Source organism: Clostridium sp. UBA7791 (genome assembly GCF_002480755.1).
Lineage (GTDB): Bacteria > Bacillota > Clostridia > Clostridiales > Clostridiaceae > Clostridium_J > Clostridium_J sulfidigenes.
Genome location: NZ_DLCT01000001.1, coordinates 62,004 through 80,866 on the forward strand (window position 1 = coordinate 62,004; position 18,863 = coordinate 80,866).

Below are 18,863 nucleotides of genomic sequence, written 5' to 3' on the forward strand. Positions count from 1 at the left end.
TAACTTGTAAATATATGATATAATAATAGTATTATACTGATAATTTATCGATATTTGGAGGAAGTTGATATGATAAGATGTTGGACAAAGATATTAGGTTGTTTATTTATATTGTTAACATTCAATATAATGAGTGCATATGGAATAGATATGGACTATATTTGTGGTATAGATAGGTATGAAACAGCATCTATTATTGCATCTAAAATGCAATATTCTTCTGTTATTTTAGTTAATGGAAATTCATTAGCAGATGGACTTTCTGCTAGTGGGTTAAGTGGTGCAGTAAACTCTCCAATCTTACTGACTCAATCCAATAGCCTACCAGAAGTAACGCTTAACAGGCTGAAAAAAGCAAGTACTGTATACATTGTAGGTGGAAAGGGCGTAATTTCCTCCAATATAGAGTCAAAGATAACCGAGATGGGTAAAAAGGCTATAAGGATTGGTGGAAAAGATAGATATGATACATCTATTTTAATAGCAAATAAAATTGAAGAAATAAATGATATAGAAGAAATATATTATGTAAATGGAATTAATGGAGAAGCTGATGCTATGAGTATAGCACCAGTAGCAGCAAGGAAAGGGAATCCTGTAATCTTAACAGATGGTAATTCAACTAAGTATAGAAAAAATGTACAAGCTTACTCTATAGGTGGTACTGGAGTTATGAGCGCTAATTTTAATAGTTTTTCTACTAGAGTTGATGGAATAGATAGATTTGATACTAATAGGAATGTTATTAATCAATTTTTCCACGATAAAAGTCATGTTAATTTAAGCAAGTCCCATGTATTAGTTGATGCATTAACAGCTTCAGTATTAAAGGAACCTGTAGTTTTAGTTTCGGATGATTCGGATAAGAGTATAATTGCAGGTGCTAACAGTGCTACTGTTTTAGGAAATATAAGTGATATTGCTATAAGTCGTGCTAAGAGTTATTTATACGGAGATAAAGTGGTATTCTATGTGCAACATCAAGATGATGAAACTATTTTTGGGGGAAGCACTGTAATAGATGCTATAAAGTCTGTAGGAAGTAACAATGTTTATATGGTTCTAGTTACAGATGGAAGTGGATCTAACGTATTTAATTACGAAAGATACAAGGGTCTTACACATGAGCAGAAGGTAAATTTAAGATACAATGAATTTAAAGCAGCAATAGGTAGATTAGGGGTAAAATTAGAAAATGTAGTATTTCTAAATCAACCAGAAGATAAAATAAATAACGAACTTTTAAAAGATACTGTATTGTATTTTGAAAATACCTTTAAAAATGTAACACACATTACCCATAGTTATAAATATGAAACCCATCTGCAACACATAGCTACAGGAAATACAGTTAACAGTTTGTATGTAAATGGACTTATAAAAGATTGTAGATTTTTAGCTAGAGAGGATAAAATCTCAGGAATTTCAAGACATCAATTAATAGAAAGTGTTGCAGATAATAATGAAGAAAAGAAAAAAGTTCTTAATGCATGTAGTGAGTATAAATTAGATAATAAAGATATGATAAGAGAAGGGATAGGTTATAAATCGGTAAGTAAATTATTTATAAGATTAACATCTAATCCAAAAGTACCGTCATATATTCATGAATCTGGGATATAGTTAAGAATTGGCTTAAGATAGTTAGTCTTAGGTCAATTTTTATATTGTTAATAAAGTTAATAAATCTTATTTATTAAAAGTTATAAAATAATACATTATATTGATTATATTATATATATTGTAGTAAAATACTAAGTATGTAAAATTGTTTTAAGGAATTAGATAAACACATTACTTATAATTCTTGATTAAAATATAATTTTATATATTCATATAAAATAGGAAATTAGGTGGTAGATAATATGAAGAAATTTTTTAAGAAGTATAAATTAAATAAAGGTGAGATCTTAGCAATGATTATGTTAACTTTATTCTTAATTAGCGCGTATTTACTTTATGTACTTCAAGAAGCTAAGGAAATACCATTTATTTATAATCAGTTCTAGTAGGAGGAAGTTATGAAAAAATCATTTATTATAGTTATACCAATAATAGTAGCAATAATATTTATTTCTATATTTAATTTAATAGTAAACAGAGAAATTGAACAATTAAAAAGTAGTAAAGATTTAGCAACCATTAAGCATGCTTATGGTGGAGATATTAAGAAAAATGGAGTTGAATTTAGAGATATATCTTTAGAAAACAATGATTTAATGCTATTGGGATCATCAGAATTAAACAATCCTGTTCCACAAAATCCTGTTAACTTATTTCCGTTTAATGATAGTAAATATGACATAAGTATATTTGGAAGTGCACATGTTCAAGATCTTCAACATGCAATTATGCTAGGTGGAGGTGACAATTATAATAATTCTAAGGTAGCATTGGTAGCTTCGCTACAATGGTTTTGGAATAAGGATGGCATAGGTAGTGAAAAATTTATTCCATTATTTTCTGATTTGCAATTCTATCAGTTTCTAAATAATCCTAAAATATCAAAGGAAAATAAAACATATTTAGCAAAGAGAGTTGCTACTTTGTTAAAAGACTCTGATATATATCAAGAGGAGAGAGTCTATGCAGAATTATTTATAGGAGAAACTTTCATTGATAAAGTAAAATATAATTGTCTTCTACCTTATTTTAAAACAAAACAGAAGTTACTTGAAACTAGAGATAAGATTGCTCTTTTAAAAGAGATGAAATCACTACCAGACAAATCTAATGTTAATACTGTAAAATCAATAGACTTTAAGGAGCAGTATAAAATTGCTGAGAGCCAGGGTATGGAGAAGGTTTCTAATAATATGTTTAATGCATCTGATGAATATTACAATAAATATTTAAAAGATAAAGAGTCTAGTCTTAAAAATGCATATAAAGATATAGATATTTTAGATTCAGCAGAATTTGAAGATTTTAAGTTTCTACTAAGTGTATGTAAGGATTTAGGCATTAAACCATATATAATTTTAATGAATGTAAATGGTTGGTATTATGATTATACAGGAATTTTAGAGGAGGAAAGAACACAGTTTTATAATAAATTAGAAAGTATAGCTAAAGATAATAATTTTGATGTATTAAACTTACAAAAGCATGAATATGAAAAGTATTATTTAACTGATGTAATGCATTTAGGATGGAAAGGCTGGCTAAATGTATCAGAAGAAATGAGTAATCATTTTAAAGATTAATATAAAGGTGGTAACAAAAGTGAATTTATTACTTAAAATAAGGGAGTATTCAATAGATAAAAAAATGGCAGTTATTTGCGATGAAGAAAAACTTACATATGAAGAGCTAGACAAGCTTTCTGATGAATTTGCAGCATACATGATAGAAAAGTATAGAGATGATAAGTCACCTATTGTTATTTACGGTAATAAGGATAATCTTATACTAGTATTAATTGTAGGAGCATTGAAATCTGGTAGAGCATATGTTCCTTTGGATGTAACGTTTCCTATAGAAAGAGTTAATCAGGTAATAAACGAGGTGAATCCTAAAGTTATAGTAAATTTTACAAATAGTCTTATAGATAATGATAATGTTTTTAGTAAAGAAGAAATGTTAACAGAAATAAAAAGATATAAGGGAGCTATAGTATCTCCGGATAATTGGCTAAAAGAAAATGAGAATGCCTATATATTATTTACATCAGGTAGTACAGGCTTACCAAAAGGAGTGCAGATAACTAAAAATAATATAGACTCTTTTACAAATTGGTTTGAAAAATTTCTTAAAATAAATAAAGAGAATGATGTGATTATGAATCAAGTATCTTATTCATTTGATGTATCAGTAATACCAATTTATTTAGGGCTGATTTGTGGTAAAACATTATTTAGCTTATCAAAAGATACACTAGAGGACTTTAAACGATTATTTAATGCTTTAAAGACTTCAAACATAAAGATATGGGTTTCTACACCTGCATTGGCTGAAATATGTATTAAAGACAGTAATTTTAATAAGGAATTAATGCCTAAACTAAACACATTCGTATTTGCTGGAGAGGTATTATCTAAGAAGCTAGTAAAAGAACTTATGTTAAGATTTCCTGGAGCTAGGATAATAAATGGATATGGTCCAACTGAGGGAACAGTATTATTATCAGCAGTTGATGTAAATGAAGAAATGATTGAAGATAGTAGAGAAATACCAATAGGATATCCAATGGAGGGTGCTATTCTTAAAATTGTAGATGAAAATGGTAATACTGTGACAGAAGGAGAAAAAGGAGAATTACTAGCTATTGGAAATAGCATAAGTAAGGGATATTTTAAGAATGAGGAAATTACTAAAAAGGTATTTTTCAACGAAGATATAGAAGGTAAACTACTTAGAGGTTATAGAACTGGAGATTTAGCTTACTATGATGGTAATATGATTTATTATTGCGGAAGAAAGGATTTCCAAATAAAACTAAATGGATTTAGAATAGAGCTTGAAGACATAGAAAATAATTTAAGAAGAGTAAATATTGTTAATAACTGTGCAGTATTTCCTATATATAAGGATGACAAGATATCTCATATAATGGGTGCAGTTACATTAAATGAAGATAACGGATTAAGTAATCTTAGAAACTCTATATTAATAAAAGATGAATTAAAGCAGTATATACCATCTTATATGATTCCGAGAAATATTAAGATAATAAAACAATTCCCTATAAATACTAATGGGAAAATAGATAGAAAAAGACTTATGGAGGAAATAAAATGATAAAGTTAACACAGTATGGAGATTATTTCTATCTGTATATACTATTATTATCACTTATTCCAGCTATAGTCTTGGGTATAAAGGGCAAGAATATAAAACCCTATGGTATATTATTATCCATATTTATGGTAGGAGTGATTATAGGAGTAAAGTCAGTAGGAATTGTATTATTTATAATGTTTTTACTAGGAGAAATCATATTAATCAATTCATACTTAGAGATACGGGATAGAACAGATAATAAATTTATATATTACTTAGTACTATTTTTATCAATGTTACCAATAATAATAACAAAGGTATCAGTTAAATCAATCTATGGGCCTATAGGATTTATTGGATTATCTTATTTGAACTTTAAGGCTATACAGATAATTATAGAGATATATGATGGGACTATAAAAGGAATTAAGTTTTCTACTTTAGTATATTTTATTATATTTTTCCCAACATTAAGTTCAGGTCCCATTGATAGGTATAGAAGGTTTGAAGAAAATATAAATACTAAAATAGAGAAAGAGGATTATATAAATAATTACTTATTTGAAGGATTGAAAAGAATAATTAGGGGAGTAGGATATAAGTTTGTAATAGCGTATATTATAAATACTCTATGGATGAGTAAAATTCCAACGGATATAACATTCTTAAATAGTTTGAACTATATGTATGCTTATAGTTTATATTTATTCTTTGATTTTGCGGGATATAGCTCTTTCGCAGTGGGTACAAGCTATATTATTGGTATTAAAACACCAGAGAATTTTGACAAACCATTTCTTAGTAAGGATATGAAGGAGTTTTGGACAAGATGGCATATATCTCTTTCAAGGTGGTTTGGAGATTATCTATACTCTAGAATTCTTTTAAACTCTATGAGAAAGAAAAGATTTAAAGATAGATTTAGGGCATCTCATTTTGCTCAAATGATAACTATGCTTATAATGGGAGTTTGGCATGGATTAGAAGTATTCTATATAATATATGGAATATATCAAGGTAGTGTTTTGGTACTTACAGATATATTACAAAGAAAATCTAAGTTTTATAAAAAACATAAAAAAGAGAAATGGTTTCAAAGAGTTCAGGTTTTAATTAATTTCCATGTAGCTTCTTTTGGATTATTGTTATTCTCAGGGTACTTATTTACTCATAAATAAAGATAAAAATTTAATAATATTGATAAATATATAATATATAGAATGTATAATAAAATTAGATAAATTAAGTTTTAGGAGGAAAATTAAATGAAAGAAAAGGTATTAGATATATTTGAAGAAGTAACTGGAACTGATGAAATAAGAGAGGATTTAGACTTAGATTTATTTGAGGCTGGATTATTAGATTCATTAGGAATTATAGAAGTGTTACTAAAAATAGAAGAGGTATTTGGTATTAAGCTTCAACCAACAGATTTAGAAAGAAAAGATATGGCTACTACTAATAATTTGAGTGCATTTCTAAGTAGTAGAGTTTAATATAAAATATCAACATAAATATAAAGGTTTTATAAGTAGAGAATGTTAATGTATATTAAAATATCTTAGCATTCTCTATTTATATAAATAGAGATGAGTTTTATTTTTATAGAACATAATTGTGAAATAGGATATAATATATCTGTTAGATAGGAATAAGAAATAGAGTGCATAATAGGTTATATATGGATTTGTATCAAAGCTTATGATTCATAAGACAATATAAATCAATTAAAAGAAAAAAAGGAAGTGTAATTTATGAATTATATATCGGAAAAAGCCACCATTGGTACCAATGTTAAGGTAGGAAAATTTACAGTTATTGAAGATAACGTTACTATAGGAGATAACTGCATTATTGGTCATAATGTAGTTATTCATGAGGATACTATAATAAAAGATAATGTTAGGATAGATGATAATACTGTTATAGGTAAAACTCCGATGAGGGGAATAAACAGTATATTTAAAGATGAAGAGAAGTTACCAAACTGCACCATAGGAGAAGGGTGTTTAATCGGTGCTACTACTATAATTTATAGAGGAGCAATCATAGGAGATAAAACATTAATTGCAGACATGGCAACTATAAGAGAAAATGTAACTATAGGAGAAAAAACAGTTATAGGAAGAGGCTCAACTGTAGAAAACTTCTGCGTTGTGGGATCAAATTGTAAGATTCAAACTAATGTATATTTAACTGCATATTCTACTGTGGAGGATTATGTATTTATAGCACCTTGTGTTGTAACTTCGAATGATAATTATGCAGCCCGTTCAAAGGAGAGATTTGGAAAGTTCAAAGGTATTACAATTAAAAATGGTGGTAGACTTGGAGCTGGAGCAGTAGTACTTCCAGGTAAGATTGTAGAAGAGGAAGGATTTGCAGCAGCGGGGTCTTTAGTTACAAGGGATGTACCAGCTAGAAAAGTAGTAGTTGGAAGTCCAGCAAAAGTTTTAAGAGATGTACCAGGGGATCAACTTCTAGAGAATCAGTAGGTTTAAAAATTATGAGTAATTTAAATTTAAAATTAAGTGGTATAAAAAAGAATTCTTTACTTGGAAAGTTTATATCTTTCTCTGTAGGGAATTGGCTAGTATTAATCATAGGACTTATATCATCTCCAATTATAACTAGGATAATAGACCCTGTGGAATATGGTAAGTTTGGAATGTTCAATTTATATGCTAGTATACTTATGTTAATTATAACCTGTGGATTAGACCAATCTTATGTAAGATTTTTTTATGAAGAGGATGAAGTAAATAGAAATAAATTATTATTTGAAAGTATAAAGATTCCTTTTTTATTAAATATATTAATATCAATTATAATAATTATATTTAAAATTCCTATATCAAAGTATATAATATCTGAATATAATCCAAATTTTATAATATTACTTATATTAAATATAACTTTAGCTTCTATAAGCAGATTTTCACTTTTGACAGTAAGAATGAAGCAAAAGGGAAGACTATATTCTATGCTACAGGTAATGCAAAAACTTAGTTATCTTATGTCTATAGCATTGTTCTTTATGATATATAATAATAGTTTCTTAACTCTTGCTTATGCAACCTTGATTTCTAATGTTGTAGTAGCAGGTATATCTATATTTACTGAGAGAGATAGTTGGAACTTTAAGAACATTAAAGATAAAAAACTTAAAAATTCCCAATTAGATATCTTAAAATACGGAATACCATTAATTTTTACAGTATTGGTTACATGGTTATTCCAATCTGCTGATAAGATGGCAATAAAAGCTTTTTACGGTGATTATGAAGTTGGAATATATAGCTCAGCTAATAGTATAATAGCCATATTAAACATATTACAGACATCATTTGCAACCTTTTGGATACCAGTGGCTTTTGAAAAGTACGAAAAAGCTCCAGAGGATACAAAGTTTTTTTCAAATATCAATGATATAGTTAGTTTTTTTATGTTTGGAGTGGGAATCGGTCTAATATTGTTTAAAGATGTAATTGTATTGCTTTTAGGATATAAGTATAGATCTGCATCTTACATAATGCCATTTTTAGTATTTATGCCTGTATTATACACAATGTCAGAGGTATCAGTAGGAGGTATAAATTTTAAAAAGAAACCTAAATATCACATAATAATAGCTTCAATAGCTTGTCTATTTAACGTTATAGGAAATAGTATTTTGGTACCAATGTTAGGAGTTAAGGGGGCTGGTATTTCTACAGGAATTGCATATATAGTATTTTATTATGCAAGAACTTTAATATCTAGAAGACTTTATAAGGTAGATTATAGTATAGGGAGAACCTCAAAAGCTATATTAGCTATATCAATTCTTGCTTTACATTCAAGTTTTATGGAATTTTCTATTATTACAGTAATTATTGGCGTTATAGTTATATTAATAGTTTTATTCTTATATAGAAATACTATTAAAAGTATGAAAGATATGATATTTAAAGACAAAAAAATAAAAGTGTAAGAACGTAAAATATATAATAGGGAGGGGTATAATTGAATTATAGAGATAAATATAATTTATGGGTTAATTCACCTGAAATTGATGATGAAACTAGAGCAGAATTAAAAAACATTATTGATGAAACTGAACTAGAAGATAGATTTTATAAAGATCTAGAATTTGGAACAGGAGGATTAAGAGGAATAATTGGAGCAGGGAGTAATAGGTTAAATATATATACTGTAGGAAAGGCAACACAAGGATTTGCTAATTATTTAAACGATAAATATACTTCTCCAAAGGTTGCAATAGCGTATGATTCTCGTCATATGTCTAAGGAGTTTTCAGAGTATGCTGCCAGGGTTTTAGCTGGTAATGGAATAAAAGTATACTTATATGATAGGCTTACTCCTACCCCTATGCTTTCTTATGCTGTAAGAGAGTTAAACTGTCAAGGTGGTATAGTATTAACAGCTTCACATAATCCTAAAGAGTATAATGGATATAAAGTCTATGGTGGTGATGGATGTCAAGTTACAGATGCATCAGCTAATGAAATTATAACCTTTGTAAATAATATTGATTCCTTTGCTCAGGTTACAGTAATGGATACTAAGGAAGCAGTTGAAAAAAAAATAGTTAACTATATAGGGGAAGAAATATATACTTCATATATAGAAAGAGTTAAGGAGCTTACCATAAGAAAAGAGCTAGTAAAAAATCATGGTAAGGATCTCAAAATAATATATACTCCTATCCATGGTACTGGCAATATTCCTGTAAGAAGAGTACTAGATGAACTGTCTTATAAGAATGTAGCAGTAGTTAAGGAACAAGAACTACCAGATGGAGCTTTTCCAACAGCACCATATCCAAATCCAGAGGATAGTAAAGTATTTAAGCTAGCTTTAGAAATGGCAAGGGATTTTGATCCTGATATAATTCTTGGTACAGACCCTGATTGTGATAGAATAGGGGCTGTGGTGAAGGATAATAACGGAGAGTATAGAGTTCTTACGGGTAATCAAGTAGGAGTATTATTAACTAATTATATAATATCATCCTTAAGAGAAACAGGAAATTTAGATTCTAAAGGCACTATAATTAAAACTATAGTTTCCACAGATATGATAAAACCTATATGCAAGAAATTTCACGTTCAGATTAAGGAAGTTCTAACAGGGTTTAAGTATATAGGAGAGCTTATTGGAAACTTTGAAAAAGCTCCATGTAATAATAAATTCTTATTAGGATTTGAAGAAAGTTATGGATATTTAGCAGGGGATTTCGTTAGAGATAAGGATGCAGTTATAGCAGCAGCTTTAATATGTGAAATGACTCTTTATTATAAATCCATAGGTAAGACTTTATATGAAGGATTAATAGAACTATATGAAAGTTATGGATATTATAAAGAAAAGTTAATATCCATAGAGCTAAAAGGTAAGGATGGTCAAGAAAAAATTAAAGATATAATTGAGTATTTCAGAAGTGAGAATATAAGAAGTTTTGGAGATTATAAAATATCTGTTAAGGAAGACTATAAACTAAGTTATAGGATTAATGTTGAAGATTCTAGTAAAGAAGTTATAAATTTACCAAAGTCAAATGTTATTAAATTCATCTTCCACAATGGATGCTATTTTGTAGTAAGACCATCAGGAACAGAACCTAAGATGAAAATATACTTAGGTGTAACTGGGGAGAACAATGAAGTTTCAGATAGGAATTTATTAAAATTAGAAGATGCTGTTTTAAATAGTATAAAAGAGTTTTTACCACAATAAAAGCAAGAGCTATATGGAATTTAATCCATGTAGCTCTTATTAATTAGAAGATGTTTCTGGCTTTATATCTTCATATATATATTTTTGTATTTGTTCTTTTGTAATTTCTTCATCAAAGGTAGTATAGTATATATTATTTATTTTATCACCTTTACTATGTTCTGCAAGTGGGAATCTTAGTTGTTCTATATCAGTCATTCCAGAGGTTAATACCTTAGTTCCCAGACTTAAAACTTCAGAAGTTGAAAGACTAGTTTGAACATGAGGTAATATATCATTAACCATCGAAGGTAATTTAAGAATGCCTACAGTAGATACTTTGTTAAATATTTCTGTAAGTAACATTCTTTGTCTTTCAGTTCTACTATCATCGCCACCACTATTTTTTCTTATTCTAGAGTATGCTAAGGCTTGAGTTCCATTTACATGTTGTCTACCAGAAGTTGAAATTACTCCGTTTAAATCCCCTAGTTCAGAATCTTCTACAGTAATATCTATGCCACCTAAAGTATCTATAATATCTTTAAGGTTGTTAAAATTAACTTTTGCATAGTCTGTAATATCTAAACCAAAGGTTTGATTAATAGTTTTTATAGCAAGTTCCTCTTGACCATAAGCGTAAGCGTGGTTTAATTTATCATATCCATGACCTTCTATATTAACATAACTATCTCTTGATATAGAGGTTAACTTTAATTTTTTATGAAGAGAATCAACAGTAGCAATTATTATTGCATCTGAACGTCCAATATCTCCCTCAGTTTGGTCAATACCAAATAAAACTATATTTTTAATTTTAGAGGATGTATTCTTAGATTTTTCTATTCCTAAGTCTGAATCATCTAAACCAACATTGTTTAATTTACCAACCATAGATAGTAAATAGCTACCTAAAGCTGATAAGGAAAATATTAAGATCGTTGCTATTATAATAAGTACCTTTTTGCCAGTGGTTAATCCTTTAGATTTTTTTTTAGACTTTATTTTTTTATCTTTATTCATAAATTTTCCTCCCATTAAGGATTAGTTGTTTGGTCAGTACCTTCTGTAGGTGGGTCCACTGGGGTATCTGTAGATGTCCCTTCACCTTCAGTGTTATCAACATTATTGGAACCATCACCATTTGAGGAGTTACCTGTATCATTAGTGTTATTTTCAATAGTATTGCCATTGTTACTCGGAGTAGAAGCCTCTGTTTCCACATTGGTATTAGGAGCTGTAGTTTCGGTATTTGTATTCTGATAATCTGATATTTCATTACCATGTGAGTGTTCAGCATCGTGATTATATACCTTTGGGTTAGGTTCTAGCCACATTTTTCTATCATTAAAAATATATTCATGAATTTGTTCCTCGGTATAATCTTCATCATAGCATAAGTAGAATATATCATTAATTTTTGAGTTATGAGTATATTCATCTCTTGGGAATCTTTCTTGTTCTATATTTTTAGTTCCTAGGTTAAGTACATTTGTAGCTAGATTAATTATTTCTTTGTTAGATAGACTGGTTTCTACATAAGGCAATAGTTTGGCTGCCATGGAAGCAAGCTCTGCAGTGCCGGCTTTAGAGATTTTATTAAACATTTCAGTCATAATCTTACGATGTCTTTCTGTTCTATCAAAGTCACCATTACCAATACTTCTAATTCTGCAATAACCCAGAGTTTGGAATCCAGTTAGATGATATTTCCCGGTTTTCTCATCCTTAACTAGTTTTTCCTCTGTAATATTTCTGGCTTCAGAGTAACGTTCTATATAGTTATTAACTTCGTACATCTCCATATATTCCATTTTCATATCAATACCGCCGATAGCATCTATAAGTCCTTCGAGCTCTTCAAAATTAATTTTCACATAATCTTTAATATTAAGTCCAAAATCTTGATTTAGAGTTTTTATTGAAAGCTGAGGACCACCGTAAGCATAGGCATGATTGAGTTTATCTTTTCCATAACCAGGTATATCTGCATAGGTGTCTCTCATTATGGATGTAATCTTTAATTTCTTATGAATAGGGTCAAAGGTTGCTATCATAGTTGCATCAGAACGACCTGCATCATTCTCAGATTCATCTACTCCTAGAATTGCTATATTAACTATATCTTTAATATTATTAGTTTGAATTTTTTCATTAACTTCATCTTTTATTCCAAGATCATTTTCATTAATTTCAGTTCTTTTTATTTTAGACAGTAGATTATTTCCATATAACCACCCAGTAACTAATAATAAAACAAGTGCTATTACCAAAGCGATAAATATCTTTATTAGTAAATGCTTTTTTCTTCTTTTTTTTCTCATTCTTTCTTTATTTTTCAAATCTTCCAAAATTATCACATCCTAAGTTGAATTTATATTTAATTATATAAACATTAAAATTAAATATATAATAAAATAAATTGGCATCCACTCAATTGCTGTAAAAAATAACAATTAAGTAGATAGTTCGAAATAATTCAAATAAAATTACATGAAACGTATATATTGGTAGGTGGGATTTAATGTCAAACAGTTTACAGAATACTATTAGTTATTATCATTAGCGTCTTTATTATTATTAAGTGAATCCCACATTTTATTGTCATGGAAAATATATTCGTAAACTTGTTCTTTTGTTATATTTTCATTATAACATAGATAAAAAATACCATTAATATAAGAATCTTCACAATATCCATTTCTGGGGAATCTTTCTTGTTCAATATTATAGTTTCCGAGGGTTAGTACTTGCGTGCTGAGATTTACAATTTCAGAGTTAGATAAGCTAGTTTCAACAAGTGGTAGAAGTTTATTTATCATAGAAGTTAATTTTGCTACACCGGAACTAGAGATTTTATTAAACATTTCCTCCATAACGTGCCTCTGTCTAGCAGTTCTATCAAAGTCACCACCATTTGTACTTCTGTTGCGAGTGTAAGCAAGTGCTTCAAATCCAGTTAAATGAACTTTCCCATTTTTACTAACATAAACATTTTTGATAGGTTTTTTGTAGAAGTCATTTAAGTAATCTAGATATTCATTTAGAACTTTAATTTCGCTTGCATCAAGACTCATATCAATACCACCGATAGCATCAATAATTTGTTGCAATTCTTCAAAGTTTACAGTAACATAATCTGTTATATTAAGATCGAAGTTTTTATTTAGAGTAGATATAGCAAGTTCAGGTCCACCATAGGCATAAGCATGATTAAGTTTATCATAACCATACTCTGGAATATTAACATAGGTATCTCTCATAAATGAAGTAACTTTAATTTTATTAGTTGTGGTATCTAGTGTACCTACCATTATGGCATCAGAACGCTGAATATTATCTTCTTCTTTATCTATTCCAAATAGTGCTATATTTATAATTCCTTCAAATGGAATATAATTATTATTGCCCTCTTTAAATTTATCACTAATTTCTAAATTGTCATCATTGATTGTAGTACGCTTCATTCTACCTAGAGTAGAATTTATACTTACTAAGAATATAATAAGTAATATAATTAATGAGATTATTGTAATGGATATAATTCTTCGTCGTTTACGTTGCTTTGCTCTTTTTTTCTTTAAGCTATTTTTTTTAGCATCTATAGATGCTGTTTTATTGACAGTGGTTCTTCTATTAATAGAAGTCTTATCATCACCCAATGTAAAACCACCCTTTCTAAGTATTTTTTATACTAGATGTCAATTATATATTAACAACTATGGTATATATAGAGATTACAAAAGTATTACAAAATTAAACTTATTCCATAAACTATTCTATAATTATACGATAAAATTTCTTATAATGGTATATTAAAAGAAGTTTTTTATTCTTCACAAATTTCTTTTAAAGTTCATATTATGAAAATAAGCAATATAAAAGGTGATACTTGTGTTATACGCGTTAATTTTGGCAGGAGGCAAAGGTACAAGGTTGTATCCACTGTCTCGCTCTAATAATCCCAAGCAGTTTTTAAAAGTTTTTAATGAAGATAGCTTTTTGACTAATACAGTAAAAAGGATAGAACCTTTAATAAATAAAGAAAATATATTTGTAGTTACTAATAAAGAATATATTGAAAAAATTCATGGAGAATTATCTCAACTAAATAAAGAAAATATATTTATAGAGCCTAGCAATAAAGAAACTGCTACTTGCATAGGTCTTGCAGCAGCCAAGCTGTTAAAGAGAGATAAGGATGCTGTTATGGTAGTGTTACCATCTGACCATTATATAGAGGGAGAAAAGGAATTTATAGATACCTTGAGGAATGCAGTAGAGCTTGCAGAAAAAAGAAGAGGGCTTATAACTATAGGCATTGAGCCTAGTAGGCCAGAAACAGGTTATGGATATATTGAAATGGGAGACCCAGTGGTAAGCTCTATGAAAACTTATAAGGTAGCTAGATTTACAGAAAAGCCCAATATAGATGTGGCTAAGGATTTTATTTTAAAAGGTACCTATCTATGGAACTCTGGAATGTTTGTATGGAGAGCGGATGTATTTCTAAGAGAAATGCAAAAGTACTTACCAAAGATGTATAGCTCTGTAAGTGAAATTTATAAACATGTTGGAGAAGAGGATGAAGAAGAAGTTATAGAGAGAGAATATAAGATAATCGATGGTATCTCAGTTGATTTTGGAATAATGCAGAAAACTAGAAAAGGATATGTAATAAAAAGTGAATTTCAGTGGGATGATATTGGAAGTTTTGCATCCTTAACTAGATTTTTAGATGAACACAATGGTAATAGGATAGTTGGTTCTGCATACTTAAATTCCAGTGAGAACTGTGCAGTATTTGGACAGAAAAATCTAATTATAGGTTTTGGAATTAAAGACTTAGTTATTGTAGATGCAGGGGATGTTATTTTAGTAATGGATAAAAATAAGGATCAAGAGTTAAAGCATCTGATTAATGAAATGAAGGAAGAAAAGGAGTTAGAAGAGTTCTTGTAATATGAATTTAAGCTTAGTTTTAGAGGAGAATAATATCTTACTAAAACTAAGCTTAATAATTAAACTTTTTCAAACATATAAAACCCTACAGTCAATATACACTGTAGGGTTTTATATGTTTCAATGAGAACAGAAAATATATATTTAAAATAAAGTCATCTAGAAGAGTATCACCTTTCTTCCAGGGCTCTCTTATAAATTTCATTATATATATCTAAAGTTTTCTTAGCTGTATTTTCCCAAGAAAATTCTTTTGCTCTTAAAAGTGATATTTTGCTAAATTCATTTCGAAGGGTTTCACTACCAAGCATAAGCTCCAGGGCATCTAAAAGAGCTTTATCACTATGTGGATCAATTAGAATACCACTATGTCCAACTACTTCTGGGATAGAGGTTGTATTTGAAGAAATTACTGGGGTACCGCAACTCATTGCTTCAAGTGGTGGTAATCCAAAACCTTCATATAATGAGGGATATGCAAAGCATTCACAGGCATTGTAATAAATAGGCAAATCTTCATCAGGTGCAAAACCTGTAAATTTTATATATCGTTTCATATTAAGTTTATCAACTAATTTTACTAGCTCCTGAGATTCATCTCTATAGGAGCCTACAATTACTAAATTATATTCTTTATCCATATGGTTTACTAACTTACTAAAGGTACTTATAAGGGAATATACATTTTTTCTTTTACTAAAACCCCCAACATAAAGAATGAAAGGTTTATCTATATCATATTTTTCTTTTATTATATTTTTGCACAGCTCTTTGTCTAAGGGCATATATTTTTTATCGGCAGCTAAGGGAGTAACAAATACTTTACTCTCATCTATTGGGAAAAATCTTAATATATCTTGTTTTGAGTATTCTGATACTGTAATAATTCCGTTACTAGCTTCTGCGATATAAGGCATCTCTTTCAAAAATTTTAATAAGTAGCCCCTGCCTACAGTTTCAGGCATTATATAGGGAATTAAATCGTGAATTGTAACTACTGTTTTGCAATGAACTTCAGGAGTCAACCCTATACCATTTTGTGGAATATGATATAAATCTATATTTTCTCTTTTTAAGTCTTCAGGGAAAAAATTATCCTGAAAGAATCTTTGATATTTTTTTGAGCACATAACTAAATTAGTATTTTCCTTTTGATAACTTTCATAGTTTTCACCAGACCAATAAATTTGATAAAAATTATTTCTATCTATGTTAAGTAAGTTTTTCAAAAGGTTTTCTGTATATGTTCCTATACCACTTCCGTTATACCAGTTTATGCCTCTACCATCTATGGCTAACTTCATAAATTTCACTCCTTTTAAAACCATATATTACATATTAATCAGGGAATAAATAAGTGTTACAAATACTTGAAAACTAAACACACATTTATTGGAGTTATCATATATTACCTATAGAAGGTTTATGGAGGAGGTTTTTTTGAAGGATTTAGAGATATCAGAAATATTGAAAAAAGAATATAACATTGGACTAACTTCTATAGAAAAAATAAAAAGCGTTTATAGAGTAGAGGCAGGTAAACAGATATATTGTCTAAAGGTAGTAAAATATGAACTTCCACATTTTTTATTCATATTAGGAGCTATGAAACATCTAGATAGCAATGGATTTAAGTATGTACCAAACATAATAAGAACAACAAGAGGGATGGATTATATAAAATTCCATGAGAACTTTGCCTATGTAACGCCATGGCTTAATGGGCGGGAGAGTTCTTATGAAAATCCCATTGAACTTTCTATAGCTGCTAAAAAATTAGGACAGCTTCATAAATGTAGTGAAGGATTTATAGTAAGTAGAGATATGAAACCTAGAGTTGGTTGGTTTAAGTGGATAGAAGTGTATAGGACAAGAAAGGGAGAAATATTGAGCTTCAAAGATATTATAGATAGAAGAGACAAAAAGACAGATGTTGACTTGTACTATTTAAGTATGATGAAAGAGGAGCTTCAGAGATGTGACAGAGCAATTAATAATCTTTGTGATACAAATTATGAAATTAAGATCCTTGATGAGATAAGGCTAGGGGGGTTTTGTCATCACGATTATGCCAACCACAATGTATTAATAGGCAAGGATAATAAGGTTAATATCATTGATTTTGACTATTGTATTTTAGATACACATTTACATGACTTATCTAGCCTTTTAATTAGGGCTATGAAGTATGGAAGATGGAATGAAGAAAGAGTAAAAATTATATTAAAAGCTTATAAATCAACCCATAGGTTAGAACAAGATGATATTAAAATCATGGCTGCATTTATGGAATTTCCTCAAGATTATTGGCAACGAGGTATTCAATATTATTGGGAGAAAAAAATGTGGGGAGAGGATTTCTTTTTAAGAAAATTAAAAGCCTATGACGATGACAGAGAAGAAAGACAGGAATTTATAAATAGCTTTAGAGAATTTAAGTTAGATAATCTTTAAGGAGGGGGTTATGTGAGTAAGAATGAAAACAAAAATTATGATGAATTTATTGAAGAGCTGGAAGAACTAAAAACCATAGAGGATTATGATAAAAGATTAGAGGATATGGAAGCTTACGTTAAAGAATTAAAGAAAATAAAAAAAAGAAAAAAGAAGATGATGGAGCTTGAAATGGAGAAAGAAGAAATACTGAAGAAGATAAATAAAGTAGAAAAAAATAAACGTAAGTAGAGGTGTTAAAATGAATAGATTTTTTTATGATAGCTTTCAGCAATATTTATGTACTAAGGGTGTTAAAAAAGTAAATTTTATGCTGAAAAGCAATGAGACCTTAAGTAGACGCATATTAGAGGAAAAAGTAATAAACCAAATTAACATTATAAATGAAGTCCATAAGTTATCTTGTGGCTTTAATGGATATTTAAGAAAAAGAATAAATAATCACACTTGTAAGCTCATTGAAGATGATAAAATTCAGCTTAAAAAATTTAGGCGTAGCCTAGAAAAAATTAAAGAAAATGGACCAATAGATAGAGTAGAAGAGATAGTTTTAGAAAGAGGAGACAGAGTTTTAGCTAGGGGTGAAAAGGTTATTGATACAATAATGAATAATGACTATATGGAGTTAGTTGCAAGAAGTATGGATAATGTAGAGATATGTTTAACTAATGTAGATTTTGATAATCTAGGAAAAAGTGAAACCATAGAAATTGTAAATTTCGATGACATAGCATATAACATGGTAGAGATGGATTGCTATTATTTTTTAGTAAAGCTTAAGAGAAAGGGATTTAAGGTGGATTTTAATAAGTGTATAGATGAATTTTGTAAGTTAGAAGGATTGGGTGAAAGTAGTAAAGTATTCATTAGAGCACTGTTATCTTATCCCTATGAATTTATTAAGATATATGAGAAATATAAGAAGAATAAAAAAAGTTGGAATGAAGAGGAGTATATAAGAAGGTTATTAAATGGTATTAAAGAGGATGAAATGTCTTTAATATAAG

Annotated in this window: 17 protein-coding genes; 13 read left to right on the forward strand and 4 right to left on the reverse strand. The window is 28.8% G+C overall.

The window, feature by feature from the left end; all coding sequences use genetic code 11:
• Window positions 1-69 precede the first annotated feature (69 nt).
• The 9 genes from B3Z56_RS00310 to B3Z56_RS00350 all read left to right on the forward strand — a co-directional run bounded on the left by B3Z56_RS00310 (window position 70) and on the right by B3Z56_RS00350 (window position 10,461).
• On the forward strand, window positions 70-1,623 hold the full coding sequence (locus tag B3Z56_RS00310) for a cell wall-binding repeat-containing protein (protein WP_346846959.1): 1,554 nt from the start codon (window positions 70-72) through the stop codon (window positions 1,621-1,623).
• A 242-nt stretch (window positions 1,624-1,865) separates the two neighbouring features.
• Window positions 1,866-2,009 (forward strand): hypothetical protein, encoded by a 144-nt coding sequence (locus tag B3Z56_RS00315; RefSeq protein WP_346846960.1) that lies wholly within the window; start codon window positions 1,866-1,868, stop codon window positions 2,007-2,009.
• 12 nt (window positions 2,010-2,021) lie between these two features.
• Window positions 2,022-3,206: a D-alanyl-lipoteichoic acid biosynthesis protein DltD gene (gene dltD, locus B3Z56_RS00320; protein WP_346846961.1), complete on the forward strand. Its 1,185-nt coding sequence runs from the start codon at window positions 2,022-2,024 to the stop codon at window positions 3,204-3,206.
• Window positions 3,207-3,225: 19 nt separating this feature from the next.
• Window positions 3,226-4,740: a D-alanine--poly(phosphoribitol) ligase subunit DltA gene (gene dltA / locus B3Z56_RS00325; RefSeq protein WP_346878029.1), complete on the forward strand. Its 1,515-nt coding sequence runs from the start codon at window positions 3,226-3,228 to the stop codon at window positions 4,738-4,740.
• Window positions 4,740-5,900: a D-alanyl-lipoteichoic acid biosynthesis protein DltB gene (gene dltB, locus B3Z56_RS00330; protein ID WP_346878117.1), complete on the forward strand. Its 1,161-nt coding sequence runs from the start codon at window positions 4,740-4,742 to the stop codon at window positions 5,898-5,900. Before dltA ends, dltB begins: the two co-directional genes overlap by 1 nt.
• Window positions 5,901-5,987: 87 nt before the next feature.
• A complete protein-coding gene (gene dltC / locus B3Z56_RS00335; protein ID WP_346846963.1) occupies window positions 5,988-6,218 on the forward strand; it encodes a D-alanine--poly(phosphoribitol) ligase subunit DltC in 231 nt (76 codons plus the stop codon).
• Between the two features lie 258 nt (window positions 6,219-6,476).
• On the forward strand, window positions 6,477-7,217 hold the full coding sequence (locus tag B3Z56_RS00340; protein ID WP_346878030.1) for an N-acetyltransferase: 741 nt from the start codon (window positions 6,477-6,479) through the stop codon (window positions 7,215-7,217).
• Window positions 7,218-7,228: 11 nt separating this feature from the next.
• Window positions 7,229-8,695 carry a lipopolysaccharide biosynthesis protein gene (locus B3Z56_RS00345; RefSeq protein WP_346846965.1) on the forward strand — a complete coding sequence of 489 codons (1,467 nt, stop codon included), beginning with the start codon at window positions 7,229-7,231 and terminating at the stop codon, window positions 8,693-8,695.
• A gap of 32 nt (window positions 8,696-8,727) precedes the next feature.
• Entirely contained in the window at window positions 8,728-10,461 is a 1,734-nt protein-coding gene (locus B3Z56_RS00350) for a phospho-sugar mutase (RefSeq protein ID WP_346878031.1), read from the forward strand.
• Between the two features lie 39 nt (window positions 10,462-10,500).
• On the opposite strand, the gene B3Z56_RS00355 is transcribed toward B3Z56_RS00350, so the two are convergent.
• The 3 genes from B3Z56_RS00355 to B3Z56_RS00365 form a co-directional block, all read right to left on the reverse strand.
• Window positions 10,501-11,463: an LCP family protein gene (locus tag B3Z56_RS00355; protein WP_346846967.1), complete on the reverse strand. Its 963-nt coding sequence runs from the start codon at window positions 11,461-11,463 to the stop codon at window positions 10,501-10,503.
• Window positions 11,464-11,477: 14 nt separating this feature from the next.
• Window positions 11,478-12,791 carry an LCP family protein gene (locus B3Z56_RS00360; RefSeq protein WP_346878032.1) on the reverse strand — a complete coding sequence of 438 codons (1,314 nt, stop codon included), beginning with the start codon at window positions 12,789-12,791 and terminating at the stop codon, window positions 11,478-11,480.
• Between the two features lie 198 nt (window positions 12,792-12,989).
• The gene (locus B3Z56_RS00365; RefSeq protein ID WP_346846969.1) at window positions 12,990-14,102 is read right to left on the reverse strand and encodes an LCP family protein; all 1,113 of its coding nucleotides are present in this window, start codon (window positions 14,100-14,102) and stop codon (window positions 12,990-12,992) included.
• A 232-nt stretch (window positions 14,103-14,334) separates the two neighbouring features.
• Here B3Z56_RS00365 and B3Z56_RS00370 point away from each other — a divergent pair, with 232 nt between their 5' ends.
• Complete coding sequence (locus B3Z56_RS00370) at window positions 14,335-15,402, forward strand: mannose-1-phosphate guanylyltransferase (protein WP_346846970.1); 1,068 nt, start codon at window positions 14,335-14,337, stop codon at window positions 15,400-15,402.
• A 170-nt stretch (window positions 15,403-15,572) separates the two neighbouring features.
• Here B3Z56_RS00370 and B3Z56_RS00375 read toward each other — a convergent pair whose 3' ends face one another.
• Window positions 15,573-16,706 (reverse strand): glycosyltransferase family 1 protein, encoded by a 1,134-nt coding sequence (locus tag B3Z56_RS00375; protein ID WP_346878033.1) that lies wholly within the window; start codon window positions 16,704-16,706, stop codon window positions 15,573-15,575.
• A 136-nt stretch (window positions 16,707-16,842) separates the two neighbouring features.
• On the opposite strand from B3Z56_RS00375, the gene B3Z56_RS00380 reads away from it, so the two are divergent.
• The 3 genes from B3Z56_RS00380 to B3Z56_RS00390 are packed head-to-tail and all read left to right on the forward strand — an operon-like array spanning window position 16,843 to window position 18,862.
• A complete protein-coding gene (locus B3Z56_RS00380; RefSeq protein ID WP_346878034.1) occupies window positions 16,843-17,856 on the forward strand; it encodes a CotS family spore coat protein in 1,014 nt (337 codons plus the stop codon).
• 12 nt (window positions 17,857-17,868) lie between these two features.
• The gene (locus tag B3Z56_RS00385) at window positions 17,869-18,087 is read left to right on the forward strand and encodes a hypothetical protein (protein WP_346846973.1); all 219 of its coding nucleotides are present in this window, start codon (window positions 17,869-17,871) and stop codon (window positions 18,085-18,087) included.
• 10 nt (window positions 18,088-18,097) lie between these two features.
• Window positions 18,098-18,862 carry a hypothetical protein gene (locus B3Z56_RS00390; protein WP_346846974.1) on the forward strand — a complete coding sequence of 255 codons (765 nt, stop codon included), beginning with the start codon at window positions 18,098-18,100 and terminating at the stop codon, window positions 18,860-18,862.
• The last annotated feature ends 1 nt before the right edge of the window (window position 18,863 follow it).